This is a genomic window from Youhaiella tibetensis (genome assembly GCF_008000755.1).
GTDB classification, from domain to species: domain Bacteria; phylum Pseudomonadota; class Alphaproteobacteria; order Rhizobiales; family Devosiaceae; genus Paradevosia; species Paradevosia tibetensis.
This window is the reverse complement of the sequence record NZ_CP041690.1, coordinates 3,943,282-3,967,286: the sequence shown is the minus strand read 5'-3', so window position 1 is coordinate 3,967,286 and position 24,005 is coordinate 3,943,282. Positions and strand designations below refer to the sequence as shown.

The window sequence follows — 24,005 nt, the reverse complement described above, 5'->3', positions numbered from 1 at the left end:
ACACTATTGGCGTTATGGACGTCAGTGATTCCGGTTCCGGGAGCCTCGAGTGACCATACATGTGTCGCCTGAGTCCTGTCCCGCGCTCGTACTGAACGCCGATTTTCGGCCGCTCAGCTACTACCCTCTCTCGCTCTGGTCTTGGCAGGATGCGATCAAGGCGGTGTGCCTGGACAGGGTCAACATCGTTTCAGAATACGACCGGGTGATCAAAAGCCCGAGCTTCGAAATGCGCCTGCCGAGCGTGGTCTCGCTCAAGGATTATATCCGGCCGGCACGCCATCCTGCCTTCACGCGTTTCAACGTCTTCCTGCGCGATCATTTCCAGTGCCAGTATTGCGGCAGCCGGGATGACCTGACGTTCGACCACGTCATTCCGCGCTCGAAGGGCGGTCGCACCACCTGGGAAAACGTCGTGGCTGCCTGTGCGCCGTGCAATCTGCGCAAGGCCAACCGCATGCCCAGCGAGATCAAGATGTTCCCGCACCAGGCGCCCTACCAGCCTTCGGTTCACGACCTGCACAATGCCGGTCGCGCCTTCCCGCCGAACTACCTGCACCGGTCCTGGCTCGACTTCCTCTACTGGGATATCGAACTCGAGCCCTAGGCGCGGCGTCCCTGCGCCTGCTTGACGATCGAGAACACCAGCAGCGCCACGATGGCCAGCGAGACGAGGGCGTTGTAGCCGGCCAGGGAAATGCCCAGGAACCGGAACTGCACCGCATCGCAAGGAATGACGCGGGCCGCATCGATATTGGTGAGGTCGTTGAAGCTGACGCCATCGCCCGTGCCGGTGCACGCGGTCGGCCCGGGCCAGAAGCCCCATTCGACGCCCGCATGGTAGCCGCCCATATAGGTGCTCCACACGAAGATCAGCGCCACGATAGCCATGGCGACGTACCAGACGGCCAGCGGCAGCCGGTTCCACAGGATCAGCACCAGCGCCAGGATGGGCAGGCCCCAGTAATAGGCCAGGCGCTGTTCGAGGCAGAGCTCGCACGGTACGAGCCCGCCGAACAGCTGCGAGCCCCAGGCGCCGGCAATGGCGGCGAAGCCGAGGACAAAGGCGATGCCTGCGGCGATCTTGTCGGAGGGGAGGGAGCGGGTGGCGGCCATGGGGGGACTCGGCTGACTGATGACGCTGGCGCCATTCGATATGCGGGCGCCCTCCTAAATGCCAGCATGCTCAGCGATTTGTGAAGGGCCCCGTTCGGCCCGAAAAGAAACATGTCGATGCCGGGGCGTTCTCCGGCTATCTAGCCGGCATGGTCACCGCTTCGCCCTTTGAGATCTTTCTTGTCGCCCCGCCGGGCCTCGAAGCCGTTCTGGCTGCCGAGGCACGCGAGAAGGGCTTTGGCGATGCGCAGGCCGTCGAGGGCGGCGTGACGCTCAACGGCGGCTGGGCGGAGGTCTGGCGGGCCAATCTGGAGCTGCGCGGAGCAGGGCGGGTGCTGGCGCGTGTCGCCGGGTTCCGGGCCATGCACCTGGCCCAGCTCGACAAGCGTTCGCGCACCGTCCCCTGGGGAGACGTGCTGCGCCCGGACGTGCCGGTGCGCGTCGAGGCGTCCTGCCGGCGTTCGCGCATCTATCATGCCGGTGCCGCCGCCCAGCGGGTCGAAACCGCGATCCGGGAAGCTTTCGGGGCGCCGATTGCCGAAGATGCGGCGGTCTCCGTTCGCGTGCGCATCGAGGATGATTTCTGCACCGTCAGCGTCGATACGTCCGGCGAGATGCTGCACAAGCGCGGCCACAAGGAAGCGGTCAATCGCGCTCCCATGCGTGAGACCATGGCCGCGCTCTTCCTGCGCCAGTGCGGCTATGATGGAAGCGAGCCGGTGCTCGACCCGATGTGCGGCTCAGGCACGTTCGTGATCGAAGCCGCCGAGATGGCGGCTGGGCTGCTGCCGGGCCGTTCGCGCAGCTTCGCCTTCGAGCAACTCGCCAGCTTCGATCGGGCAGCCTGGGACGGGCTGCGCGCGAACCAGCCGGCGCCACGCAAGCCGGCCTTCGCGTTCTTCGGCAGCGACCGCGATGCCGGCGCCATCGAGATGAGCCGGGCCAATGCGGAGCGTGCCGGGGTGGGCGAATTGACCCGGTTCAGCCAGAGCACCGTCAGCGATGTCCAGGCGCCCGAAGGGCCGCCCGGCCTCGTCATCGTCAATCCGCCCTATGGGGGGCGGATTGGCAACAAGAAGAAGCTCGCTCCGCTCTACCAGGCGTTGGGCCGGACCCTGCTGACCCGCTTTGCCGGCTGGCGCGTCGGGATCATCACCACCGATGCGGGCCTCGCCAAGGCTACCGGGCTGCCATTCAGGCCGTCGCCGCCGCCGGTCCTGCATGGCGGCCTGCGGGTGACGCTCTTTGCAACCGATCCGCTCTGAAGGGAGCGGTCAGCCGAGCGCGGTGTGCTTGGCTTCCTTGACGGCGCGGTAAAGCTGGCCGTGGCGGAGCAGGCCCTCGAGCTTCTCGATGAGCGGGGCCAGGCCCGGCTGTTCGGCCAGCACCGTGCGCGCCAGTTCGCCAAATCGGTCCGCCGCGGTTTCGGCATCCCCGGTAAGATAGAGCTCCTGGATCAGCAGGCGCATCGCTTCGATCGGGGTGGCCTTGGGCGGCTCGGGCAGGAAGTCCTCGGCGCGCAACACCGGGGCATCGCCGTCGATGAGCACCACGCAGGTGCTCCGGGAAGCGACGCGCAGCACCGCATCGCCGATGAAAACCGGTTCGCCCGGCTTGAGGGTGATCCTGAGGGTCATCGCACGCGCCCGCCTCTGGTTCAGCGCAGGTAGTCGAGAAGATTGAGCGACTGGATCTTGGCCAGCGCCGAATAGGATGCCTGCAGCTGGGTTTCGTAGCCGGTGAGCTTGACGGCGACGGCCGTGGCGTCGGCGTCGCGCTTGCTCGAGATTTCGGTGGTGATGAAGGCCTGGTAGTCGGCCTGGTTGGATTGGGCGCGATCGAGCACGGAGGCGACGATGGAGAGCTGGCTCTGGGTCGCCGCCGAAGCATCGAGCGCCGAGACGATGAGACCGGAGGCGTGTTCGAGGTCGGCACTGGCGACGGGCGTACCGCCATTGGCGATGAGCGAGAAGGCGCGGATGGCCTGCTCGAACGCGGGCGCGTCGGCGGTGACGCCATAGGCGACGGTCTGCTCGGACGAAACCTGGACGGAGGCTATCAGGGCGTCGCCCTGATAGTAATCGGTCGAAGGCGTGTCGGGATCGGAAACGAAGCCGCCCAGGTCGACCGCGGGGCTGGTGGTGCGGCTGCCCGCGAAGACATAGCGCCCCTCGTACTGGGTGTTGAGGACCGCGGTCAGTTCCTGGAGATAGGCCTGTGCGGCCGATACGAGGCTCTCCCCTCCCGTGGTGGCGCCATCCACCCCGGTCATAGCGGTGAGCTGGGAGCGGAAATCGGTGAGGAGATCGGTGACCGTGGTCATGGCGCTATAGAGCACCTCGACCCGCGCGGCCGCTTCACCGGCAGCGCTTTGATAGGCCTTGGACTGCTCGAGCGACGTTTCGAGGCTGATGAGCTTGCGGGCATCTCCGCCCAACCCGCCATAGTCGGTGGATTTGAGGCCCGATGCCTGCTGCAACTGCAGCTCGGCCATGCGCGACTGGGTGCGCATGGCCGAAGCGAGCATGCGATCATTGTTGGCGAAAGTGGCGACGCGCATGGCCATGGGGGTACTCCGGCACTATCAGGACTTGGCTGCGCTGAGCAGCGCTTCAAACATGGCGTTGAGGACTTCGAAGAGCTGGGCGGCGGTCGAATAGAGCTGCTGGAGCTCGCTGATACGCGCCGTCTCCTCGTCGAGATTGACCCCGCTCGCCGAACTCAGGCTCGCCGAAAGCGCGTCATAGGCCGATTGCTTGCTCGCTTCGGCGGTTTGCGCCCCAGCCGCGCGGGTTGCGGCGTTGCCGACGAGCTTGGCCGCATAGTCGGCGAAGGTGGTGGTGATCGAGCCGATGCTGCCGGCCCAGGCGAAGGACTGTCCGGCGCTGAAGAGCGCGGAGAGATCCTGGGCGAGGCCGGCGGAGGTGGCGAGAGCCGGCTCACCCGCGGTGAGGGTGGCGGAGGTGTCGAGCGCCGAGACCGGGAGGAGGCTCGACGACGGGAGCAGGTCCTTGCGCACCGAGATGTCGGTGGCGCTGGTTCCGGCAAGGAGGTCGTTGAGGCCGAAATAGGCGGACAGTCCGGCGTTCGCCGTGCCGACGGACGCGTCGATGTCCCCGAGGGCGATCCCCTGGGTGGAATCGGTGGCCGAGATCACGAGCTTGCCGGCACTCGAGATCGAGGCGGATACCCCTGGTACGGCATTGAGCGCGTCGACCAGATCGCCGACCGTGGAGAGGGTCGAAAGGTCGATATCCTGGTAGAAGACAAGGTTGCCGTCGCTGTCGGTGACGGCGACGCGGGTGGTGCCGGTGGCGTCGAGCGCGTCGGCAGCCGCAACGCTGGCCGAGCCGGTAAGGCCCGAAGGCGGCGGACTGGCGGTGCCCGTGTTGCTCAGGGTGTTGACCGCCAGGATCAACTGGGCGGCCAGGGTATCCAGTTCCGACTGGGTGGCCGGCAGGACGTTGTCGCGCTGGTTGATGAGCGCGCCGATCGTTCCCGACTTGATCTCGCCGGTGATGTCCTTTCCGTCCACGGCGATGGCCGAGAACACCGTGCCTGTCGCCGCGGTCGCCGCGGCGCTGTAGCTGATCGTATGCACGCTGCTGTCGAGCAGGGTCGTGCCGCTGCTGGTCGAGATGCGCATTTCGCCCCGGCTGGTGACGTAATAGGACACGTCCATCAGGCCGGTGATGGATTTCAGCGCGGCGTTGCGCTGATCCTCGAGGTCCGCTGTCGAATCGCCACGCGCCTTTGCGGCGACGATCTGCTTGTTGAGGTCGGCGATCTGCTCGAGGGCGCTGTTGACCGTCCCCACCGCGTCCTCGATCTGGTGGTCGGCATCCGAACGCAGCCCCTGCACGCTGGACGAAGTCTCGCGCAACTGGGAGGCCACGGCGTCCAGGGCACTCAGCGCCAGGCCCTTGAGCGTATCGCTTTCAGGCGTGCCCGAAAGGCTCGATAGCGCCGTCTGCAGGGCGGTGATGGTGGCGGCCAGCGAGGTGCCGGTGTCGTCCGAGCCGCTGGTATTGCCGAGCTGCGCCTGGAGGCTATTGGCAAAGCTCGCCATGGTGGTGGCCGAGCCGAGCGCGCTGGCCGCGGCGAGAAGGTCGGCAAGCAGGTACTTGTCGACATTGGCGCTGATCGCGGTCACCGCCACGCCCGAGCCGGACCCGCCCGTGACGCTGGCCGACTGCACGACGCTCTTGCGCGAATAGCCTTCGGTATCGGCGTTCGCGATATTGGCCGAGGAGACCTGCATCGACAGTTGCGAGGCCGAAAGGGCGCTGCCGGCAATGCTGCGAATGGCTGAGAACGTCATGTTTCCCTCTATGCCCAATGGCCGGTCTTGCCGGGGACCTCGCGCTGGCGCCGGACGCGCAGTCCATCGGCCTGGTAGACGCCGGCGCAGGACGCGTCCTCGCGGATCGCGCTCATCACGGCATCGACGCGCCGGCGCGTCGCCTCGATGGCCGAGCGCAGGCGTGTGGTATTTTCCGCCATGGCCAGGGAGAGCAGGTTGGATCGGTCGGTGAGGCGCAGCTGAAGGAGCGGCGCGGCGTCGGCAATGGTGATGGTCTGGGTGCGGATCGCGGCCATGATGCCTTCGAGGCTGACGGCCAGCTGGCTCTTTTCGGAAACCGCCTGGGAAAGCGAAGCCGGCAGGCCGCCCGCCAGTTGCCGGTTCTCTTCGCCGATCACCGCGAGCAGGGCGTCGAGGAGCCCCAGGATCTCTTCCACATCGGCATCGGGGCCGGGCGACGGCTGCGAGGTGCCTATCTTGTTCATCGTGTTCATCCTTGTCTCCTGGGCGCCTGGCGCCCGGCGCGCCCATAGGCGCCGGCGGCGCTCATGCCCCGGTCGAGCCGGTCGAGTTCGGCGCGCAGCCGTCCGGCCCCGATTTCGAGGGAAGCGCGGGTGGTCTGCAGGTCATCGAGCAGCGCCAGCAGGCGCGGCCGGTCGGCGGGATCGGAAGGCGTTTGCCCCTCGGGTCCGATCTCCCGGGCCAGTGTCACCTCGAGGCGCCTCACCCGGGCGATGAGGTCGTCATCGCCGTCGGACGGGGGTTGAGGCGCGGCGCGCATCAGCGCACCGCGGACATCAGGGTGTCGTACATGTCCTTGGCGGCGGTCATCACCTGGGCCGCGCCCGAATAGGCCTGCTGGGCGGCCATCATGCGGGCGAATTCCTGGTTGGTGTCCGTGGTGCTCAGCTCAAGCTGGCTGCCATAGACGCTGCCCGCGCCGTTGGTGCCCGAGATATTGAGCGTGCAGGTGCCGGACTTGCTGGTTTCGGCGTAGACGCCGCCGCTCTGCGCTTCCAGCCCGTTGGCATTGGCGAAGGTGGCGACGGGAACCTTGTAGATCGAGCGTTGCATGCCGTTGTCGTAGTTGGCGTACACCGTGCCGTCGTCGCCGATGGCGATCGAGATGAGGCTGCCGAAGCCGACGCCGTCCTGGGAGGTCTGGACGGTCACGGTCGGGCTTTCCGAGCCGGTGGCATATTGGCTCAGACCCGAGGACGTGCCCGCCTTGCCCATGTCGAGGGTGATGCTCGAAGCGGCGCCGCCGGTGGTCCAGGTGACGTCGAGCGTGGGCGGGCTGGGGTTGGTGGTCGAGAGCGTGCCGTCCGAGTTGAAGGTGATGGCGACGGCGGCGCTGGTCACGGTCCCGACGGTCTGGCTCGCATTGGAGGAGAGGGTGGGGTCCGAGAAACTGGCTTCCCAGGTGTTTTCGCCCGTCTTGGTCCAGGTGATGGTGGTCGAAGCCGCCGTTCCGAGCGAATCGTAGATTTCGAGCGCGCTGGTGAAACTCGCCCCGACATCGGCGTCCGCTGGCAGGTTGGCGATCAGTCCGGCCATGGAGGTGGGCTGGGCGATGGTGGCGATGGCGTCGGCATCGATGGTCTGCAGGTTGGTCGAGGTGGTGCCGCCGACCACGTTGCCATCGGCATCGGTCGGCCAGCCCTGGAGGTAATAGCCGCCCGACTGCAGCAGGCCGTTCTCATCGACCGAGAACTCGCCGTTGCGTAGCGGAAGGCCATGCCTCCGGCAACGGCATGGGCCCGCGCGCCAAGGGTTTGCCACCAGGAAAGTCGCGGCGCTGCCCGGTTTCGGGCCGGCGGCTCGGCCAGGGCCTCCTCCAGGATGCGGTTCGACAGCCCGGCAGGCGCGGATGGGGGCGGCGAAGGCGGCGCTTATGGTGCGCTCGGCCTCGAGGATGTCGCGGGCCTCGGCGTCGCTGGCCAGCAGCCGGTTGGCCGCATCGGCGAGGTCGGGCGGCCAGGCGGCCAGGTCGGCGCCGTATTCGTCCAGAGCGTCTTCGAACTGTTCGACCCGCAAAGGTCCTGCCCTCCTGGCAATCTTCCCAGCCGGCGCCGGGAAAAATTTAACGTTTTCAGATGGTTAGCTCGGCAATATCTGCCTAGCACTAGGCAAGTTTTGCCCAGTTGCCGGTGCGAGCGAGAGCAAATGTCGCGTCAGCGCAACAGTGGCGGCGCCCGGGGTCGGGGCTGAAAACGGCTATGTGGGGAATTGATGGGTCAGTGCTGCGACTGATGGTGCCCCCCGCCGGACTCGAACCGGCACGCCTCGCGGCGGAGGATTTTGAGTCCTCTGCGTCTACCATTCCGCCAGAGGGGCACGCCTGCGCTTCTAGCGAAGGTTTGGGGGGCTTGCAACTGCGGGTTGGAAGGAAAAGCCGCGGGCAGCCAGGCTGCCCGCGATCGTGTGGCCTCAGGAGGTCTTGTCGTCTACGTAGATGGTGACGCTGCCGTCCTCGCCGGCATCGGCATAGACCACCTGGTCGGCCTTGTAGCCGGCCGCTTCGAGCTTGGCGTTGAGCGCGGCATTGGCCGCCACGTCGGTGCGCAGCGTCGTCATCCAGTCGGTGTGGGCCGTCACCGCGTTGTTGACCGCATCGGCCGCGCCGCCGGCCGTCAGCGAGGACAGGGGCACGATCTTGACGTTGGTGGTCTCGGTCACCGCCTTGACGTCGGCGCTCGAGCCAGCGGTAATCTTGGCAGCCAGGTCGTCGGTGGTGGCGACCACCGCGTCGGCGGCGGACTTCATCGCTTCTCCGGCAGCCTGCATGGCGTTGCCCGCCGCGTCCTTGACGGCATCGGCCGCGTTCTCGGCGCCTGCCTTGACCTGGGCGCCCGCGTCCTGGGCCAGCGCCAGGCCGGGCAGGGACAGGGTCAGGGCACCGGCGAGCGCAAAGGCTGAGAGTTTCTTCATGGGGATTTTCTCCGTTTTTCTTGTCGCCCCTCGGGTGCAGTAACGAACAAGGTGCGGGTGGGTTGCGCCTAGATCGGGTTGCGGTTGTAGAGGCTGCGATGGTCCCGGATCTCTTCGGGCGAGAACGGCTCGGCATCCTCCTCGAAGCGTTCCCAGCCTTCGCGCTCGTATTCGGCGCGCCGGGTCTGGACGTCGACGCGTTCCGTGTCGCCCAGGATTTCCTCGGCCCGTTCGGCTGCCGCGCCAGCGACGCGCACCGTCACCAGCGTGCCGCCCCGTCTCACACCCTCGGCATAGAAGTGAGCGTCTTCCTCGCTCACGCCTGCTTCGGTCAGCGCGCCGATGAGGCCGCCCGCCGCCCCACCGATCACGGCCCCGGCCACCGTGCCTACGGCCGTCGCCAGCAGCCATCCGCCGGCCACGACCGGGCCGATGCCGGGTATCGTCAGCAGGCCGAGGCCCGCCAGTAGTCCGCCGGCGCCACCGACCATGGCGCCAAGGCCGGCGCCGGCCCCGGCATCGTCGGCCACCTCGATCTCGCGGGCGAGGTCGCTGTCCACGCGATTGGCGATGAGCGAAATGTCGCTGTCCTCGATCCCCGCGTCCTTGAGGGCGCGCACGGCGACGGCGGCTTCCTCCTGGGTGTCGAAAAGTCCGGTGATGACGGCCATGATATCCTCCTCGCATGCGCTGCCAGCAAAACGGCCGGTGGCCGTCAGCCGTTCCCCGGGCGTTGCCGTGCGGGCACAGTTTCGCGGGCCGGTCAGGGCCAATGGCGAGCATCGATTGACGCGCTCGCGGCGGGCGTCTAGAGACCAAACCCGCGCCGCTTCAATATCTTGTGCTCCGCCTCGCCCCAGCGTCCTCATGTTCGGATGTCGGGCAACCCTTGCTGGCCGGCTATGTTCGCCGGTCCGGCGCGGAGGGAGAGTGTTGCGACGCCTGTCCGCGATTGGGAGTATGCGCGCGATGACACCGACGGTCCGCCCCCTCTGGCAGCGCTTCCTGGTGTTCCTGGTGCCGTTGATGGCATCGAACATCCTGCAGTCGCTTTCGGGGACCATCAACAACATCTATGTCGGCCAGCTCATCGGCGTGGAAGCGCTGGCGGCGGCCTCGACGTTCTTCCCCATCGTCTTCTTCCTGATGAGCTTCATCATCGGCCTGTCCTCGGGCTCGACCGTGCTCATCGGCCAGGCGTGGGGCGCGCGCAATATCGACAAGGTCAAGCAGGTCGCGGGCACCACGCTCACCGTCTCCACGCTGGCTGGCGTCGTCGTCGCCGTGCTCGGCGGGCTCTTCACGCCCCAGATCATGGCGGTGCTCGGGGCTCCGCCCGATATCGTGGAGGTCGCGATCGGCTATGGCCGCATTTTCCTCATCGGCATGCCGGCCTTCTTCCTCTTTCTCGTGGTGACCTCGATCCTGCGCGGCGTGGGCGACACCATCACCCCGTTCGTCGCCCTCACCATCTCGATCGCGGTGGGCCTGGTCACGACGCCGGCGCTGATCCTGGGCTGGTTCGGCCTGCCCCGGATCGGGGTGGACGCGGCGGCAGTGGCTTCCATCGCCGGGTTCGTCGCGGTCCTCGTCTTCCTCTTCTTCTACCTGCGCATCCGCAAGCATGCGCTGGCGCCCGATCGCGTGCTGCTCAGCCATCTGCGGATCAATCCGCAGCTGCTCCTGCTGATCCTCAAGCTCGGCGTGCCGGCGGGCGTTCAGATGGTGGTGTCCTCGGTGGCTGCGATCGTCGTCGTCGGCCTCGTCAACCGCTTCGGCTCGGAGGCAACGGCGGCCTATGGCGCGGTCAACCAGGTGCTCAGCTATGTGCAGTTCCCGGCCATGTCGATCGGCATCGCCACCTCGATCTTCGGGGCGCAGGCCATCGGCGGCGGGCAGGCCAGCCAGTTGCGGGCCATCACCCGCACCGGCCTGATGATGAACGTGATCATCACCGGGGCGCTGATACTTCTGGCCTATCTCTTCTCCGAGCATATCGTGCGGCTTTTCCTCACCGAGGACCGCGTGGTCGAGATGACGCAGACGCTGCTCCATATCGTGCTCTGGAGCGTGGTGCTGTTCGGCGCCTCGGTGGTGCTGACCGGGATCATGCGCGCCAGCGGCACGGTGCTGGTGCCCATGCTCATCTCGCTGGCGACGATCCTGTGCGTAGAACTGCCGGGCGCCATCCTCCTCTCCCAGCATTTCGGCCTCAACGGCATCTGGATGGGCTACGCGCTCTCCTTCTCGACCATGCTGGTGTTCCAGGCGAGCTACTACTGGTTCTTCTGGCGCAAGAAGAAGGTGGTGGCGCTGGTCTAGCGCCTGACACGGGTTTCGAGCCAGTCGACCGCGAAGCGGACGATCTGGCGCGCTCGGACCAGCACGCAGGGCGCGGCACCCACCCGGCCGCGCCGGCCACGGCCCGTGGCGAGGAATTGCTCGACGATGTCGGCGAAATAATCCTCTGCCAGCCCCTCGACGATCGGGTCGCCCGTGTCGAATTCCTCGATCCAGCGCCAGATGACTGCGCCGTCCTCGAGCAGGGGATCGAGCTTGCGCAGCACGCGCTTGCCGGGGATGTCGGCCAGGTGCTCGGCATGGTGGAGCAGGGTCATGGTGTCGAGCGGGGCGCCCAGCATGAGCACGAGCCCGTCGGCCTCGACCAGCCGGGCGAAGGGCGAGTTTTCGCCATAGCCGTATTGCAGCGCATGATCGGCGGTCAGCCAGTCGGCCCTGGCGCCGATCGCGGCGCAGGATGCGCCCGGATTGGCGCTGCGGCGGGCGCCCGGCGTCGTCCGCACGAACTCGGCAAGCGTGCCGTTGTCGCGGATGGCGCGCGAGGCCAGGGGATCGAAGGGGGCGATGTCGGGACGCACGCCCTCGGGCACGTTGCCGTCCTCGTCGCGCAGTTGGTCGAAATCGCCGTCCCAGTCGGTATAGACCAGAAGCGTGCCCTCGGGGCCGATGGCGTCACGGATCGCGCCGATCACCGCATCGGGGCCGCCGAGCACGGGCCCGACCCGGCGCAGGGCGGCGTGGGCCATCACCATGTCGCCGGGCGCGAGCCCAAGCGCCGCCAGGTCGCCGGCGAGGGAGCGCCGCGTCTGCATTCCTACCGGGCGTAGGCGATGCGCGCCGGCTCGCTCGGGGCGGGGCTGTGATCGACGTCGTAGGCCTTGCGGGCCTCCACGATCTCGTCGTGATGCTCGGCCGACCAGTCCCAGAGCGCGTTGATCGGCTTGGTCAGGGTCTGGCCGAGTTCGGTCAGCCCGTATTCGACGCGGGGCGGGATTTCCGGATAGACGGTGCGCGTCACCAGCCCGTCACGTTCGAGGTTCCGCAGCGTCAGCGTCAGCATGCGCTGGGAGACGCCGTTGATGTTGCGCTTGAGCTCGTTGAACCGCAGCGTGCCGTTGCGCGAGAGCATGCCCACCACCATCACGCTCCACTTGTCCCCGATCCGGTTGAGGACATCGGACATGGCCAGGCAGTTGGAGTGCTGGGTCGTGTCCTTGAGAACGGTGGCGGTCGGTGACATGGGCTGTGCCTTCTTGCACGTAGAAAGAAGCCTTCAGCATAGCCTTGGTTACTTGTTGTGCCTAGCGTTCAAATTTGCGTCAGGTATCCAGGCTGAAATCGGGCCTGGTCCCGCTTGCCGGGGCGGCGGGCGGGCGGCTAGCATCGCGCCACAGAGGGAGGCACTCCATGGCGCGCATCGATGACCTGTTGGACCGGATGACGCTCGAAGAGCAGGTGAGCCTGCTCTCGGGCGAGGATTTCTGGTCGCTGCCTGCCATCGATCGCCTCGGCATCGGTAAGCTGCGGGTGACCGACGGTCCCAACGGCGCGCGCGGGGGCGGCTCGCTCATCGGCGGGGTCAAGTCGGCGAGCTTCCCGGTCGGCATCGCGCTGGGCGCCACCTGGAACGTCGACCTGCTCGAGGAAGTCGGGGCGGCGCTGGCCGAGGAGGTCAAGTCCAAGTCCGCCCACGTGCTGTTGGCCCCGACCGTCAACATCCACCGCTCGGTGACCAACGGGCGCAATTTCGAGTGCTATTCGGAGGATCCGATCCTCACGGCCCGGCTGGCGGTGGCCTATATCGAGGGCCTGCAGGGGCAGGGGATCGGCGCCACCATCAAGCACTACGCCGGCAATGAATCGGAGATCGAGCGCACCACGATCAGTTCCCAGATCGATGAGCGCACCCTGCGCGAACTCTACCTCGTGCCCTTCGAGGCGGCGGTCAAGGTCGCCCGAACCTGGGGCGTGATGAGCGCCTATAACAAGCTCAATGGCGTCTATGCCTCGGAAAATCCCTGGCTGCTCACCACGGTGCTGCGCAACGAATGGGGCTATGACGGGGTGGTGATGTCGGATTGGTTCGGCTCCCATTCGACCGCCCCGACCGTCAATGCCGGGCTCGATATCGAAATGCCCGGGCCGACGCGCGATCGCGGCGACAAGCTCGTGGCGGCGGTGCGCGACGGGGCGGTCAGCGCCCAGACGGTGCGCGAGCGGGCGCGCAACGTGCTCCACCTGCTCGAGCGCACCGGCGCCATCGATGACCGGCGTCCGTTCGAGGAACACGCGGACGACCGGGCCGAGCACCGCGCCCTCATCCGCCGCGCCGCCGCCGAAGGCATGGTGCTGCTGCGGAACGAGGGCGGCGTGCTGCCGCTCGAGCCCATGCCCGGCCGTATCGCCGTCATCGGCCCCAATGCGCGGACCGCCCAGATCATGGGTGGCGGCAGCGCCCAGCTCAACGCCCATTATCGCGTCTCGCCCTGGCAGGGGCTGGTCGATGCGCTGGGGCGCGAACGCCTGGTCTATGCTCCGGGCGCCACAAACCACCGGTTCGAGCCGCTGATCGAAGGCACGTTCTCGGTGGCCTTCTTTGCCAATACCGAGCTGGCGGGCGAACCGGTGCATCACGGCACCCAGACCAATGCCGAGGCCTTCTGGATCGGACGGATTGCCGACGGCAAGGTCGATCCGCTCAATTTCTCGGCCCGCCTCACCGGCACCTATCGGCCCGAGGAAACCGGACTCCATCGTGTGGGCCTCTTCAGTGCCGGCCTCGCTCGCCTCTATATCGACGGCAGGCTCGTGGCCGATTCCTGGGCCGGCTGGACGCCCGGCCGCACCTTCTTTGAGGAGGGCAATGACGAGGTGATCGGGGAGGCGATGCTCGAGGCGGGGCGCAGCCACAAGGTGGTTATCGAGTTCGCCACGCGTCCGGCGCGTACCCTGGCCGTCGCGGGCCTGCGCGCCGGCATTGGCCTGCCGCTCGGGGACGAGGCGATTTCCGAGGCGGTCGCCGCCGCGCTCGATGCTGAGACCGCTCTCGTCTTTGTGGGCCGCAACGGGGAATGGGATACCGAGGGCAGCGACCTCGCCTCGATCGATTTGCCCGGCCGCCAGAACGAACTCGTCGCCGCCGTCGCCGCGGCCAATCCGCGGACCGTGGTGGTGCTCCAGACCGGCGGGCCGGTCGAGATGCCATGGCTCGACAAGGTCGCCGGCGTCATCGAGGCCTGGTATCCCGGCCAGGAGGCCGGCAACGCCATTGCCGACGTTTTGCTGGGCACGGCGGAACCGGGCGGGCGGCTGCCGCAGAGCTTTCCGGTGCAATGGGGCGACAACCCGACCCGCAGCCAGGACCCCGAGGTCTATCCGGGCCTCAATGGCAAGGTGCGCTACGAAGAAGGGTTGTTCGTCGGCTACCGGCACTATGAGAAGACCGGCATCGCACCGCTCTTTCCGTTCGGCTTCGGCCTTTCCTATTCGCGTTTCGCGCTCTCCGAACCGGAGGTGGATGCCTCCGGCTTCGAGGCCGATGCCAGCGTGCGGGTGAGCGTCTGGCTCACCAATACCGGCGAGCGCGCCGGCAGTGACGTCGTCCAGCTCTATGTGGGAGACGACGAGGCCTCGCTCGAGCGTCCCGCCAAGGAGCTCAAGGCCTTCGCCAAGGTGGCGCTCGAGCCCGGCGAGACCCGGCGCATCGTGTTCGACCTCAAGGATCGCGATTTCGCCTTCTATCGCCCGGAGGCCCGCCACTGGCTGGTCGAGGCGGGCACCTTTACCCTTCACCTTGGCCGGTCGGCGGCCGACATCGCGTTCTCCGCGTCGGTCGGCCGCGCGACGACGCTCATGCTGCCGGTTTGACGCCGGCCCCGTGTTCGGCGCCATAGAGGCCGACATAATAGGCAAGCTGGTCGTCGGCCCGGCCCAGCTCGGCGAGCACCGCCGCCATGAAGGTGGCCGGCGCGGTGGCGGGGGCCGTCACGACCCGCTGGTCGCGCACGGCGCCGGGCACGTCGCGATAGAGCGCGGCGCCGCCATAGCCGCTTTCATCGAGATAGCCCGCGCCGTTGCTGGTATGGGCCACCGTGTCGAGCAGTCCCGTCCGTGCCAGTGCCAGCGTGCCGTCGCAGATGGCGGCGACCACCTTGCCCCGGGCGTGGGCCTGGCGGACCGCCTGGCCGATATCGGGGGCGTCGGGGGTCTTCCAGATCAAGCCGCCCGAGATCACCAGCGCGTCGATCGCTTCCAGGTCCAGCGTTTCGAAGGTCATCTCGGGTTGCACCTTGAGCCCGCCCATGGAGGTGACGGCGTGCCCGCCCGGGCTGGCAAAGCGTGTTTCCACCCCGTAAAAGCCTCTGGCCGCCGCGTTGAGCATGGCCGTCTCCCAATCGGCGAAACCTTCGGTGAGGAGAGTGGCGATGATGGTCATGTGTTCGCTCCTTTGTTGTGTCGGGGAGAGGCTAGGGCGGGGCGCGACCAGATTTTGTCAGCAGCGGAACTTGCATGGCCAAGCGCAGTGAACGCCTTCTTGCCCTGATGCAGTCCCTGCGCCGTCGCCGCCGGCCGGTGAGCGGTCAGGTGCTGGCCGACGAGATGGGCGTGTCCCTGCGCTCGCTCTATCGCGATATCGAGACGCTCAAGGGCATGGGCGCGGCCATCGATGGCGAGGCGGGGCTGGGCTTCCAGCTCAAGGCCGATTACTGGCTGCCGCCCCTGATGTTCAACGAGGCCGAGATCGAGGCGCTGGTGCTCGGGCTGCGCCTGATCGTCTACGGCCCGGATGCAGAGATGTCGGTGGCGGCTCGCGACGCCACGTCCAAGATCGCCGCGGTGCTGCCGGGGGAGCGGCGCGGTGAGATGGAATCGATCGGGCTTTTCGCCATGCCGCACCAGAAGGCGCCAGGCGATACGCGACTCGCCGACCTGCGCCGCGCCATCCGCGAGGAGTGCCAGGTGGAGATCGCCTATGCGGCCCCGGAAGGTGAGCGCACGCAGCGGGTCATCTATCCGCTGGCGCTGGGCTATTACGAAGGGCGCCAGATCCTCCTCGCCTGGTGCACTTTGCGCAATGATTACCGCAACTTCCGCATTGATCGGATGACCGGGATCGAGGTGCTCGAGGCGCGCCTGCCCGAGCCGCGCCGCACGCTTTTCCACCGCTGGAAGCGCAATTCGTCCCTGCCCGATCTCACCTGAGAGGCGTTCACAACCGCGCCAGATCGGGGCGCCCAAGGTTGAGCGGGGGCGGCCCGGCTGATAAGAGTGCGCCCGGGTTTTCCATTACCGCTCGGGAATCGCGTGCTCCTCCTTCGCCGCCTTGTTCTGGCTTTTGCTCTCGCTGTCCTGGCCCTGGCGTCGCCGGCCTGGGCCAATCCGATGCTCCTCCTCGATACCGATACCGGGGCGGTGCTCTATGAGGAGGATGCCGGCGCTCCCTGGCACCCTGCATCGCTCACCAAGCTGATGACCGCCTTCGTCGCCTTCCAGGCAATTGCCGAGGGACGCGTCGCGCTCGATACGCCGGTGACCATTTCCCAGCACGCCTGGAACCAGGCGCCGAGCAAGTCCGGCCTCAAGGTCGGCTCGGCGCTCTCCATGCAGGACGCGCTCTACGTGATGCTGGTCAAGTCCGCCAATGACGTGGCCGTCGCCATCGCCGAGACGGTGGGGGGCAGCGAGAAGACGTTCGTGGACGAAATGAACGCCACCGCCATCAAACTGGGGCTGACCAATACCCACTATGTCAATGCCAACGGCCTCCACCAGGAGGCGCAGGTGACCTCGGCGCGCGATCTGGCCGTGCTCGCGCTCTATATTCGCCAGCTCTACCCGCAATACCTGCCCATCTTCGCCACCGAAGCGGTCAAGCTCGGCAAGGCGAACCTTGAAACCAACAACGACCTGCTCACCCATTTCGCCGGCACCACCGGCATGAAGACCGGGTTCGTCTGCGCTTCCGGGCTCAACATCGTGGCCACTGCCGAGCGCAACGGGCGCTCGCTCATGGCCGTGGTCCTGGGCGGATCGTCGGCGCGCGAGCGCGGCGAGATGACGGCCGAACTTTTCCTGCGCGGTTTTTCCGGCGCGCTGCCGGGCACCGGCAAGTCGATCCTGCAGGTGGCCAATGTCGCCGGCGCGCCGGCCGACATGCGCTCGCTGCTCTGCGGCAAGCAGGCCAAGGCCTATGTCGCCGAACGCGAGGCGGCCTATCCGCTCGGGCTCAAGGGCAAGCCGAGCTACCTCACCGACGAGATCGAGGGGCGGATCTATTCGGCCACCGATCTCGGCCAGCTCCGCGATGTGCCGCTGCCGCGCCCGCGTCCGGGCTATGCGGGTGTCCAGGGACTCTCCCCGGTTGCCGATATCGCCGCCCAGCCCGCGGCAAACCTGGGGGCCATCGTGCCCCGTCCGCGGCCGCGGCCCTAGCGGGTCAGTGCCTGATCTCGATGCGCTTGGTCTGGGGACCGGCATCGGCCGGACGCGGCACCGTGACCTTGAGCAGTCCGTTCTCGAAACGCGCTTCGACCTTGTCCGGCTCGATTCGGAAGGGCAGGCTCATGGAGCGTGAGAAAGAGCCGAACGAGCGCTCGCTGCGATAGGCGTTCCCGTTCCGGTTTTCGGTCTCGGAGCGCTTCTCGCCCGAAATGGTGAGCAGGTTGTCGTTGAAGGTGATGTCGACGTCCTTTTCGGCCACGCCCGGCAGTTCCATGGTCAGCATGATCCGGCCGTCCGCTTCGTGCACGTCCATGTCGGGCATGAGGCCGAACTGTTCGCCCGGCCCGGCGAGCGGGGCGGGCGCGCCGAAACCGCGCGAAAAATCGTTGAAGAGCCGGTCGATTTCGCGGTGAAGGTTGCTTCTCTGTTGCATCCAAGTGCTCCTTTCTCGAAGGAAGGGCGCTTGCGGGGCCGACGAGAGCGGGACCGTCGCAACGCCCCCGGCTCCTAAACGGAAAAGTCGCCGCGCCGGTTTCCGCCGCCGCAGCGAAAAATCACGCGCTCTTGGTGATGAGAAAGCGCAATGCGTCCCCTTCCATGGACTGGACGCATTGGTGGCCCTGCTGGAGGCAATAGAGGGGGATGTCGACCTTGGCCACGGGGTCGGTCGCCAGTACCGCGAGAACGGCGCCCGGCGCCATTTCTGCCAGGCGCTTTTCGGCCTTGAGGACGGGCAGGGGGCATCTGAGCCCCCTGGCGTCGAGCGTCTCGATGGCCTCAGTCGGCAAGGACGAGCACCCAGTAGACGCCGTAACCCGAATTGGGGTCGTAGGCGACGCCCAGGCCGGCGCGGCCGAGCGTGGGGTCGGCAAGTACGCGGGCATCGTCGGGGCTGTTGCGCCAGCCCGAGAAGGTTTCGGCGAAATTGGCGTAGCCGGCGCTGACGCGAATGGTGCGGGCCCCGCTCGGGGTCTTGGGAGCGGTGCCGGTGCGGGCATATTCGTTGGCGAGCGCCTGGGCGGTGGCATCCAGGCCCGGGTCGAGCCGGAGCGGACCGGCGCCGGCGGTGGCGCGGTACTGGTTGACGATGCCCAGGGAGGCGGTCTTGTCGAGCGTGGCGCCGGGCGTATCCATGCGGGCCACCAGGCCTGGCGCAATGCTGCCGCCGCCACCGCCGCCACCGAACGAACACGCGCCCAGTAGGGCGGCCACCAGGGTCGCTGCGAGCACGGGGCCAAGCGGCCGTACGCGGGTTGAAAGGGTCATAGTCGGGGTCATCCTCGGCTGTTGGGGCGGTTCGTCATGAAGGCGCATCGAACGCCCGAGCTAGCCAGATCGAGGTAAACCAAGAGTGTAGCCGGGCGCGGGCCCCGTGCACTTGGTGGAAAACTTGGGCAAATATATGAGCCATGGCACCCGCAGCAGGGGAGGCGGCAGGCATGGGCAAGCTGAAATTCGGCATGATGGCCTCGCTCGACGGCTATATCAGCGACGTCAATGGCAGGTTCGAATGGGGGCAGATCAGCGAGGAAGTGCACCGGTTCGCCGAGCGCGAGCAGGCCGGCGAGGCCATCGCCATCTATGGGCGGCGCATGTTCGAGACCATGGCGGTGTGGGATACGCTCTGGGAGGATGCCAGCCTGAGCCAGGCCGAACGCGATTTCTCCCTCGTCTGGCGCGGCACCGACAAGATCGTGGTGTCGCGCTCGCTGCGCCAGGTCGGCACCAGCCGCACGCGCCTCGTGCATGCCCTCTCCGCCGAGGACATCGCCGCGCTCAAGGGGGCGCCAGGCGACATCGGGGTGGCGGGTCCGACGCTGGCCGCGAGCCTCCTGCGGCAGGGGCTGATCGATGAGATCTCGATCTACTTCATCCCCGTCCTCGTCGGGGGCGGCACGCCGATGTTCCCCGAAATGTCAGCCCTCGCGCGCCTCGAGCGCCTGGAGGTTCGGCCGTTCGAGAACGGGGTGACCTTCATGCGCTTTGCCGTTCGGTCCCGGGCCGCTCAATAGGCGGCGCGGTACATGGCGAGGATGTCGTCCTTATCCACCGGGCGCGGGTTGAAGTCGAGGAGGCGCCGGATCTGGGCGGCTTCCTCGGCCATGATGGCGAGGTCGCCCTCCGGCACGCCCAGCTTGGAGAGGCGCATCTCGACGCCCAGGCCGGCGCAGAAGTCGCGGGCGCTCTCGAGGAGCCGCGTCGGATCGAGCCCGAGGAGCTCGGCGACCTCGGCGGTCTTCTGCCGGGCCTGCGGGGCGTTGAAGGCCAGCGTGTGGGGGAAGATCACGGCATTGGCCAGCCCGTGGGCGATCTTCTGGCGGGTGCCGAGCGGGTAGGACACCGCGTGCCCGGCGGTGGTGTTGACCGGCCCCAGGCAGAACCCGCCATAGAGCGAGGCCAGGGCCAGGCCCGAACGGGCCTCGACGTCCCCGCCATCGGCAACGGCGCGTCCCAGGTACTTGCCCACGAGCGCGATGCCTTCGCGCGCGTACATGTCGATGATCGGGTGGGCGCGCTTGGAGGTGAAGGATTCCACGCAATGGGCCAGGGCGTCGATGCCGGTGGCGGCGGTGACGGCGGGCGGCACCGTCATGGTAAGGGCCGGGTCGATGATGGCGAGGTCGGCCAGCATGTGGTTGGATTCGACGGCGAGCTTGCTGACCGAGGCGGGGTCGGTGACGAGCGCGCGCGTTCCCGCCTCGCTGCCGGTGCCGGCCGTGGTCGGTATCTGGATCAGGCGCGTACGGCGCGGACCGGCTTTGTGGGCCCCGACCAGCTCATGGAAGGAGCGGGTGTCGTCGACCATGACGGCGGCGAGCTTGGCGATGTCCATGGCGCTGCCGCCACCGAACCCGACGATCATCTGGGCGTCGGCGGCGCGGGCGACTGCGAGGAGCTTTTCGAGATTGGGCAGGTCGGGCTCGGGCTTGACCTCGCTGAAGACGACGACCTCGCCCTCGATGCCGAGCAGGCCCACCCGCGCCGCGTTGAAGGCGTCGCAGATGACCAGCGTGCGCGTGACGCCGTGGCCCGCCGCCCATTCGCCGGCAAAGGCCGCCTTGCCGGGGCCGAATTCGATGCGGTGCGGACGCAGCACGGTCAGCGGCCGCGACCAGCCTTCGACGGGCAGGGGAGCGGGGGCGCCATCGCTGGTCGCGGAAATGAGGCCGGCGGACATTATTTGGCTCCCTTGGGATTGAGCGCGTCGTTGAGGCCGTCGCCCACGAAGCTGAAGGCTACCGTGATGAGGGCGAGCGTTGCGGCGGGCGCGGCGAGAAGATGGGGGTATTGCTGCCAGGTGCGCAGCCCGTCCGAGATCATCAGGCCCCAGCTCGGGGTGGGCGGCTGCACGCCGATGCCCAGGAACGAGAAGGCGCTCTCCATGGTCATGGCGGTGCCCAGCCCCGCGCTCACGGCCACGATCAGCGGGCCGATGGAATTGGGGATGATGTAGCGGGTCAGGATGCGGCCCGTCGGCAGGCCGAGGGCGCGGCCGGCAAGCACGTAAGGGCGCTGGCGGATCGACATGACCTGGGCGCGCACGAGGCGCGCATAGGGCGGCCAGGTGACCAGCGCGATCGAGCCAAAGACCAGGGTGAAGTCGATGATCGAGGTCGAGCGGAAGAAGGGGTTCTGCGTGCTGGCGTAGAGCGCGTCGAGCCAGCGGGCCAGGGGCGGCTTGAGCGAGGTGTTGACCACGATCACCAGCAGCAGGTTGGGAACCGACATGAAAAGGTCCGTCACCCACATGATCGAGCCGTCGATCCAGCCGCCGAAATAGCCCGAGACGGCGCCGAGCAGCGCCCCGATGGCCACCGAGATAGCGGTCACCACCAGCGCCACGATGAGGGCGGTGCGGGCCCCGTAGATGATGCGGCTGAAGACGTCGCGGCCCAGCTCGTCCGTGCCCAGCCAGTGGGCGAATGAGGGTCCCTGGTTGCGCGCTTCCAGGCTCTGGCTGAGGAAGTCGTAGGGCGTCAGATATGGACCCAGGATGGCCATGAAGAGGAAGACGGCGATCACCACCAGTCCCGCCATGGCGATCCGGTTGGCGCGCAGGCGCGCCCAGGCGTCGCCCCACAGGCTCGTCTGCTGTTCGTCGGCGGCGGCGATGGCCTGGCTGGCGGGTTCAGCGGTCATCACGACCTCCTCGCGGCGGCGCGCGGATCGAGCAGCGGATAGGCGAGATCGACGAGCAGGTTGGAGACCATCACCAGCACCGAGGCGATGAGGGTGACGGCCAGGATGATGGGATAGTCCGAATTGAGCAGGGACTGGATGGTGAGCCGGCCAAGCCCGGGCAGGCCGAAGACCAGCTCGACGAAGACGGCGCCGTTGATGAGCGTGATCATGATCAGGCCCAGTTGCGTGACGACCGGGGTCAGCACGGGCCGCAGGATATGGCGGAAGACGATCTTGTGGGCCGGCAGGCCCTTGGCGCGGGCGGTGCGCACGAAATCCTCGCTGAGCACCTCGATCACCGCCGCGCGGGTCTGGCGCACGATGAGGGCGATGGGCTGGAAGGAGATGACGACGAGCGGCAGGATGATGCGCGCGTCGAGGAGGCCGCCCCAGCCGTAGGAAATGTCGGCCTGCGGAAAGACCACGAGCAGCAGGACCATGAGCAGGGGGCCGGCGACATAGGCCGGGATGGCCCAGAGGAAGAGGGCGCCGCCGAGGATGGCGTAGTCGACGGCCGTGTTCTGCCGCAGGGCAGCCAGCACGCCGAGCGGGATGGCGACGATTGCGGTGATGACGATGGCGAGGAGGCCGATCTGCATGGAGACCGGGGCGGCGGCCGAGATCGAGCGCCAGACCGAACGGCCCGAGACCAGCGAATTGCCGAAATTGCCGTGGAGCACATTCCAGACATAGCTCAGGAACTGCTCGATGAACGGGCGGTTGAGCCCGGCCGATTCCCGGATGGCCTCGATGCGGTTGGGGTCGAACGCCACGTCGCCGGGCTGTCGCAGGAAGATGAGCTTGATCGGATCGCCGGCGCCGTAGAAGGCCAGGGCGTAAACGCCGAGCAGCACGAGGATCACGGCGGGAATCCAGAGCAGCAGGCGCCGCATGATGTAGACGAACATTGTCGGCCTCCTCCTTCACGTCAGTGAGGGGACCGGCCGCGGGCGGGAGGCTCCCGCGGCCGGCATGGCGTTAACCGATGGTCACGTCCCAGGGATGGACGACCTGCCAATCCAGGTTCTTGTCCATGTTGGTGACGTTGGGCAGGGCCCAGCGCGACATGGTCTCGTAGTACCAGGGGATATAGCCGTAATCGTCGCGGAAGAGCTTCTGGGCCTGGCGGGCCTTGCCGTCGCGTTCCGGGTCGGCGACGGGCAGGGCCGTGGCTTCGTCGAGCAGCCTGTCCACTTCGGGGTTGGAATAGCCGTTCATCTTGCCGGCCGCGATGCCGCCGCCGGTGCGGATGCCACCGGCCAGGAACGCGGTGGCGTCAGGAACGCGCGTGCCGATGTCGTCGCGGAAGATGTGGACGTCGGCCGGGGCGAAGTTGTCCTGGCGCTCGAGCAGTTCGACCGCCGAGACGCCCAGGTTCTGGCGCCATTGCTCGACCATGAACTGGGCCGCCGCCTTCTGGGCGGGCGAGCCGATGCCGACCATGACGATGCGTGGCAGGCGCTCTGCGCCGCCATAGCTGGACGCGGCAAGCAATTCCTTGGCCTGGGCCGGATCGTAGGGATAGGGCTCGAACGCGGGGTCGACGCCGGGCACGGCGACCAGGAGTTGGTCGGCCTGCTTGTGCGGGCCCTTGGGGAAGGAGGCCTGCATCATGGCGGCGCGGTCGACGGCCATGATGAAGGCCTTGCGCACGTTGACGTCGTTGAAGGGCTCGGAGTTGACGTTGAACCAGAAGTGCTGGCCGGTCGGGATGGACGGGCCCGACGAGAATTCGGGGCCGAGGTCATCGATGACGGTCGAGGTCACGAGCTCGGTATGGGCCTGGAACTCGCCCTTCTGGAGCAGGGTGGTCGCCGTCACCGGATCTTCGACCGAGCGGATTTCGACGCGGGTCAGCTTGGGTGCGGGGCCGAAGAAGTTCTCGTTGGGCTCGAAGGCGAGGAAGCCGTCGTCGAGGTTCATCTCGACCAGCTTGAACGGGCCCGAGGAGACGCCGCCCATGTCGGGCGCGTACCATTCCTGCACTTCCTCCCCGTTCTCGTCGCGCGCCTCGGAGGGCTTGACCACCGGCACCAGTTCGTTGGCGATGCGCATGAAGAAGATCGGATCGGGCGCCTTGAGCGCGACGACCAGGGTTTCCTCGTCCTGGGCCACGATGCCGGGCATTTCCTTGGCGGTGCCGCCCACGACCTCGTCATAGCCCTGCACGCCGAACAGCACCTGGTTGATGCGCACATGGCGGCTCGAGGGCATGGCGGCCAGTTCCCAGGAACCCTTGAGGTCCGCCGCGGTGATCTTGGAGCCGTCCGAGAACTTGGCGTTGGGATCGAGCTTGAACGTCCAGACGGACATGTCTGCGCTCGGCTCCCAGCTGGTGACGACGTAAGGCTGGAGCGCGCCTTCGGAGTCAAAATACATCGGGGTCGCCCACCAGAACGACTGCCAGCGCAGCACGCGCCCGCCGCCACGCAGGGGCGACCAGTCCATGTCGAAGCCGCCATTGGCGATCTTGAGCACCTGCTCCTGCGCGAAAGCGGGCGAATTGAGCATGCCGAGCACGCTGGCGCCGACGAATAGGCCGAGCCCGCCCTTGAGGACGGCGCGCCGGTTCAATGCAGTGATTTCGTGGTCTTTGGACATAGGTCTCCTCCCAGGCATCCTCGTCTTGCGATGCTGGCCGGGATCATTGTCAGAAATTGATAACATGTCAACTCATTGGCAAAAATGTCGCAGGCTCACGCTGCGCGTTTTTGCTCACTTCGATGTAAGA

Annotated in this window: 26 protein-coding genes and 1 tRNA gene; 7 read left to right on the top strand and 20 right to left on the bottom strand. The window is 67.3% G+C overall.

The window, feature by feature from the left end:
- Window positions 1-49: 49 nt before the first annotated feature.
- Entirely contained in the window at window positions 50-607 is a 558-nt protein-coding gene (locus FNA67_RS19405) for an HNH endonuclease (protein ID WP_049706737.1), read from the top strand.
- Here the strand turns inward: FNA67_RS19405 and FNA67_RS19400 are convergent.
- Window positions 604-1,116 (bottom strand): disulfide bond formation protein B, encoded by a 513-nt coding sequence (locus tag FNA67_RS19400; RefSeq protein WP_147657707.1) that lies wholly within the window; start codon window positions 1,114-1,116, stop codon window positions 604-606. The genes FNA67_RS19405 and FNA67_RS19400 overlap by 4 nt on opposite strands.
- 80 nt (window positions 1,117-1,196) lie before the next feature.
- Between FNA67_RS19400 and FNA67_RS19395 the strand changes: the two genes are divergently transcribed.
- Complete coding sequence (locus tag FNA67_RS19395) at window positions 1,197-2,381, top strand: THUMP domain-containing class I SAM-dependent RNA methyltransferase (RefSeq protein ID WP_244616400.1); 1,185 nt, start codon at window positions 1,197-1,199, stop codon at window positions 2,379-2,381.
- 9 nt (window positions 2,382-2,390) lie between these two features.
- Here FNA67_RS19395 and FNA67_RS19390 read toward each other — a convergent pair whose 3' ends face one another.
- The 9 genes from FNA67_RS19390 to FNA67_RS19350 form a co-directional block, all read right to left on the bottom strand.
- Window positions 2,391-2,753, bottom strand: a complete 363-nt coding sequence (locus FNA67_RS19390; RefSeq protein ID WP_147657705.1) for a flagellar biosynthesis repressor FlbT — start codon at window positions 2,751-2,753, stop codon at window positions 2,391-2,393.
- Between the two features lie 20 nt (window positions 2,754-2,773).
- Window positions 2,774-3,682 (bottom strand): flagellin, encoded by a 909-nt coding sequence (locus FNA67_RS19385; RefSeq protein ID WP_147657703.1) that lies wholly within the window; start codon window positions 3,680-3,682, stop codon window positions 2,774-2,776.
- An 18-nt stretch (window positions 3,683-3,700) separates the two neighbouring features.
- Window positions 3,701-5,437, bottom strand: a complete 1,737-nt coding sequence (gene flgK / locus FNA67_RS19380; protein WP_147657701.1) for a flagellar hook-associated protein FlgK — start codon at window positions 5,435-5,437, stop codon at window positions 3,701-3,703.
- 8 nt (window positions 5,438-5,445) lie between these two features.
- Window positions 5,446-5,904 carry a flagellar protein FlgN gene (locus FNA67_RS19375; RefSeq protein WP_147657699.1) on the bottom strand — a complete coding sequence of 153 codons (459 nt, stop codon included), beginning with the start codon at window positions 5,902-5,904 and terminating at the stop codon, window positions 5,446-5,448.
- Window positions 5,905-5,909: 5 nt separating this feature from the next.
- Window positions 5,910-6,200, bottom strand: a complete 291-nt coding sequence (locus tag FNA67_RS19370) for a hypothetical protein (RefSeq protein WP_147657697.1) — start codon at window positions 6,198-6,200, stop codon at window positions 5,910-5,912.
- Window positions 6,200-7,456, bottom strand: a complete 1,257-nt coding sequence (gene flgE / locus FNA67_RS19365) for a flagellar hook protein FlgE (RefSeq protein ID WP_147657694.1) — start codon at window positions 7,454-7,456, stop codon at window positions 6,200-6,202. Before flgE ends, FNA67_RS19370 begins: the two co-directional genes overlap by 1 nt.
- Before the next feature lie 216 nt (window positions 7,457-7,672).
- Window positions 7,673-7,756 (bottom strand) — tRNA-Leu (locus FNA67_RS19360).
- 93 nt (window positions 7,757-7,849) lie between these two features.
- Complete coding sequence (locus FNA67_RS19355; RefSeq protein WP_147657692.1) at window positions 7,850-8,350, bottom strand: hypothetical protein; 501 nt, start codon at window positions 8,348-8,350, stop codon at window positions 7,850-7,852.
- A 68-nt stretch (window positions 8,351-8,418) separates the two neighbouring features.
- Window positions 8,419-9,021: a general stress protein gene (locus FNA67_RS19350; protein WP_147657690.1), complete on the bottom strand. Its 603-nt coding sequence runs from the start codon at window positions 9,019-9,021 to the stop codon at window positions 8,419-8,421.
- 298 nt (window positions 9,022-9,319) lie between these two features.
- On the opposite strand from FNA67_RS19350, the gene FNA67_RS19345 reads away from it, so the two are divergent.
- Window positions 9,320-10,672, top strand: a complete 1,353-nt coding sequence (locus tag FNA67_RS19345; RefSeq protein ID WP_049708168.1) for an MATE family efflux transporter — start codon at window positions 9,320-9,322, stop codon at window positions 10,670-10,672.
- Here the strand turns inward: FNA67_RS19345 and aac(3) are convergent.
- Both aac(3) and FNA67_RS19335 read right to left on the bottom strand, forming a co-directional pair.
- Entirely contained in the window at window positions 10,669-11,463 is a 795-nt protein-coding gene (gene aac(3), locus FNA67_RS19340; protein WP_147657688.1) for an aminoglycoside 3-N-acetyltransferase, read from the bottom strand. The genes FNA67_RS19345 and aac(3) overlap by 4 nt on opposite strands.
- Window positions 11,464-11,465: 2 nt before the next feature.
- The gene (locus tag FNA67_RS19335) at window positions 11,466-11,891 is read right to left on the bottom strand and encodes a winged helix-turn-helix transcriptional regulator (protein ID WP_049706720.1); all 426 of its coding nucleotides are present in this window, start codon (window positions 11,889-11,891) and stop codon (window positions 11,466-11,468) included.
- Window positions 11,892-12,058: 167 nt separating this feature from the next.
- Between FNA67_RS19335 and FNA67_RS19330 the strand changes: the two genes are divergently transcribed.
- Complete coding sequence (locus FNA67_RS19330) at window positions 12,059-14,518, top strand: beta-glucosidase H (protein WP_147657686.1); 2,460 nt, start codon at window positions 12,059-12,061, stop codon at window positions 14,516-14,518.
- On the opposite strand, the gene FNA67_RS19325 is transcribed toward FNA67_RS19330, so the two are convergent.
- Window positions 14,502-15,086: a DJ-1/PfpI family protein gene (locus tag FNA67_RS19325; RefSeq protein WP_049706718.1), complete on the bottom strand. Its 585-nt coding sequence runs from the start codon at window positions 15,084-15,086 to the stop codon at window positions 14,502-14,504. The two genes, FNA67_RS19330 and FNA67_RS19325, sit on opposite strands and share 17 nt — an antisense overlap.
- A 74-nt stretch (window positions 15,087-15,160) precedes the next feature.
- Here FNA67_RS19325 and FNA67_RS19320 point away from each other — a divergent pair, with 74 nt between their 5' ends.
- Both FNA67_RS19320 and FNA67_RS19315 read left to right on the top strand, forming a co-directional pair.
- Window positions 15,161-15,853, top strand: a complete 693-nt coding sequence (locus FNA67_RS19320) for a helix-turn-helix transcriptional regulator (protein ID WP_147657684.1) — start codon at window positions 15,161-15,163, stop codon at window positions 15,851-15,853.
- Window positions 15,854-15,955: 102 nt separating this feature from the next.
- Window positions 15,956-17,083 carry a D-alanyl-D-alanine carboxypeptidase family protein gene (locus FNA67_RS19315; protein ID WP_147657681.1) on the top strand — a complete coding sequence of 376 codons (1,128 nt, stop codon included), beginning with the start codon at window positions 15,956-15,958 and terminating at the stop codon, window positions 17,081-17,083.
- Window positions 17,084-17,087: 4 nt separating this feature from the next.
- On the opposite strand, the gene FNA67_RS19310 is transcribed toward FNA67_RS19315, so the two are convergent.
- The 3 genes from FNA67_RS19310 to FNA67_RS19300 all read right to left on the bottom strand — a co-directional run bounded on the left by FNA67_RS19310 (window position 17,088) and on the right by FNA67_RS19300 (window position 18,358).
- Window positions 17,088-17,525 carry an Hsp20/alpha crystallin family protein gene (locus tag FNA67_RS19310; RefSeq protein ID WP_147657679.1) on the bottom strand — a complete coding sequence of 146 codons (438 nt, stop codon included), beginning with the start codon at window positions 17,523-17,525 and terminating at the stop codon, window positions 17,088-17,090.
- A 121-nt stretch (window positions 17,526-17,646) separates the two neighbouring features.
- Window positions 17,647-17,880 carry a sulfurtransferase TusA family protein gene (locus FNA67_RS19305; protein ID WP_049706714.1) on the bottom strand — a complete coding sequence of 78 codons (234 nt, stop codon included), beginning with the start codon at window positions 17,878-17,880 and terminating at the stop codon, window positions 17,647-17,649.
- Window positions 17,870-18,358 (bottom strand): CAP domain-containing protein, encoded by a 489-nt coding sequence (locus tag FNA67_RS19300; protein ID WP_049706713.1) that lies wholly within the window; start codon window positions 18,356-18,358, stop codon window positions 17,870-17,872. The genes FNA67_RS19305 and FNA67_RS19300 overlap by 11 nt, the downstream gene beginning before the upstream one ends.
- Window positions 18,359-18,531: 173 nt before the next feature.
- Here FNA67_RS19300 and FNA67_RS19295 point away from each other — a divergent pair, with 173 nt between their 5' ends.
- A complete protein-coding gene (locus FNA67_RS19295; RefSeq protein ID WP_147657677.1) occupies window positions 18,532-19,104 on the top strand; it encodes a dihydrofolate reductase family protein in 573 nt (190 codons plus the stop codon).
- Here the strand turns inward: FNA67_RS19295 and FNA67_RS19290 are convergent.
- The 4 genes from FNA67_RS19290 to FNA67_RS19275 all read right to left on the bottom strand — a co-directional run bounded on the left by FNA67_RS19290 (window position 19,098) and on the right by FNA67_RS19275 (window position 23,875).
- Complete coding sequence (locus FNA67_RS19290; RefSeq protein WP_147657675.1) at window positions 19,098-20,270, bottom strand: iron-containing alcohol dehydrogenase; 1,173 nt, start codon at window positions 20,268-20,270, stop codon at window positions 19,098-19,100. The two genes, FNA67_RS19295 and FNA67_RS19290, sit on opposite strands and share 7 nt — an antisense overlap.
- The gene (locus tag FNA67_RS19285; protein WP_049706711.1) at window positions 20,270-21,232 is read right to left on the bottom strand and encodes an ABC transporter permease; all 963 of its coding nucleotides are present in this window, start codon (window positions 21,230-21,232) and stop codon (window positions 20,270-20,272) included. Before FNA67_RS19285 ends, FNA67_RS19290 begins: the two co-directional genes overlap by 1 nt.
- Window positions 21,232-22,182 carry an ABC transporter permease gene (locus FNA67_RS19280; RefSeq protein WP_049706710.1) on the bottom strand — a complete coding sequence of 317 codons (951 nt, stop codon included), beginning with the start codon at window positions 22,180-22,182 and terminating at the stop codon, window positions 21,232-21,234. The genes FNA67_RS19285 and FNA67_RS19280 overlap by 1 nt, the downstream gene beginning before the upstream one ends.
- Window positions 22,183-22,252: 70 nt before the next feature.
- On the bottom strand, window positions 22,253-23,875 hold the full coding sequence (locus FNA67_RS19275) for an ABC transporter substrate-binding protein (RefSeq protein ID WP_147657672.1): 1,623 nt from the start codon (window positions 23,873-23,875) through the stop codon (window positions 22,253-22,255).
- Window positions 23,876-24,005: the final 130 nt, after the last annotated feature.

What these genes read in the sequence shown, in the direction of transcription:
- FNA67_RS19400 (WP_147657707.1), bottom strand. Translation starts at nt 1,116, where the DNA reads ATGGCCGCCACCCGCTCCCTCCCCTCCGACAAGATCGCCGCAGGCATC.
- FNA67_RS19390 (WP_147657705.1), bottom strand. Translation starts at nt 2,753, where the DNA reads ATGACCCTCAGGATCACCCTCAAGCCGGGCGAACCGGTTTTCATCGGC.
- FNA67_RS19385 (WP_147657703.1), bottom strand. Translation starts at nt 3,682, where the DNA reads ATGGCCATGCGCGTCGCCACTTTCGCCAACAATGATCGCATGCTCGCT.
- flgK (WP_147657701.1), bottom strand. Translation starts at nt 5,437, where the DNA reads ATGACGTTCTCAGCCATTCGCAGCATTGCCGGCAGCGCCCTTTCGGCC.
- FNA67_RS19375 (WP_147657699.1), bottom strand. Translation starts at nt 5,904, where the DNA reads ATGAACAAGATAGGCACCTCGCAGCCGTCGCCCGGCCCCGATGCCGAT.
- FNA67_RS19370 (WP_147657697.1), bottom strand. Translation starts at nt 6,200, where the DNA reads ATGCGCGCCGCGCCTCAACCCCCGTCCGACGGCGATGACGACCTCATC.
- FNA67_RS19355 (WP_147657692.1), bottom strand. Translation starts at nt 8,350, where the DNA reads ATGAAGAAACTCTCAGCCTTTGCGCTCGCCGGTGCCCTGACCCTGTCC.
- FNA67_RS19350 (WP_147657690.1), bottom strand. Translation starts at nt 9,021, where the DNA reads ATGGCCGTCATCACCGGACTTTTCGACACCCAGGAGGAAGCCGCCGTC.
- FNA67_RS19345 (WP_049708168.1), top strand. Translation starts at nt 9,320, where the DNA reads ATGACACCGACGGTCCGCCCCCTCTGGCAGCGCTTCCTGGTGTTCCTG.
- FNA67_RS19335 (WP_049706720.1), bottom strand. Translation starts at nt 11,891, where the DNA reads ATGTCACCGACCGCCACCGTTCTCAAGGACACGACCCAGCACTCCAAC.
- FNA67_RS19330 (WP_147657686.1), top strand. Translation starts at nt 12,059, where the DNA reads ATGGCGCGCATCGATGACCTGTTGGACCGGATGACGCTCGAAGAGCAG.
- FNA67_RS19325 (WP_049706718.1), bottom strand. Translation starts at nt 15,086, where the DNA reads ATGACCATCATCGCCACTCTCCTCACCGAAGGTTTCGCCGATTGGGAG.
- FNA67_RS19320 (WP_147657684.1), top strand. Translation starts at nt 15,161, where the DNA reads ATGGCCAAGCGCAGTGAACGCCTTCTTGCCCTGATGCAGTCCCTGCGC.
- FNA67_RS19310 (WP_147657679.1), bottom strand. Translation starts at nt 17,525, where the DNA reads ATGCAACAGAGAAGCAACCTTCACCGCGAAATCGACCGGCTCTTCAAC.
- FNA67_RS19300 (WP_049706713.1), bottom strand. Translation starts at nt 18,358, where the DNA reads ATGACCCTTTCAACCCGCGTACGGCCGCTTGGCCCCGTGCTCGCAGCG.
- FNA67_RS19295 (WP_147657677.1), top strand. Translation starts at nt 18,532, where the DNA reads ATGGGCAAGCTGAAATTCGGCATGATGGCCTCGCTCGACGGCTATATC.
- FNA67_RS19290 (WP_147657675.1), bottom strand. Translation starts at nt 20,270, where the DNA reads ATGTCCGCCGGCCTCATTTCCGCGACCAGCGATGGCGCCCCCGCTCCC.
- FNA67_RS19285 (WP_049706711.1), bottom strand. Translation starts at nt 21,232, where the DNA reads ATGACCGCTGAACCCGCCAGCCAGGCCATCGCCGCCGCCGACGAACAG.
- FNA67_RS19280 (WP_049706710.1), bottom strand. Translation starts at nt 22,182, where the DNA reads ATGTTCGTCTACATCATGCGGCGCCTGCTGCTCTGGATTCCCGCCGTG.
- FNA67_RS19275 (WP_147657672.1), bottom strand. Translation starts at nt 23,875, where the DNA reads ATGTCCAAAGACCACGAAATCACTGCATTGAACCGGCGCGCCGTCCTC.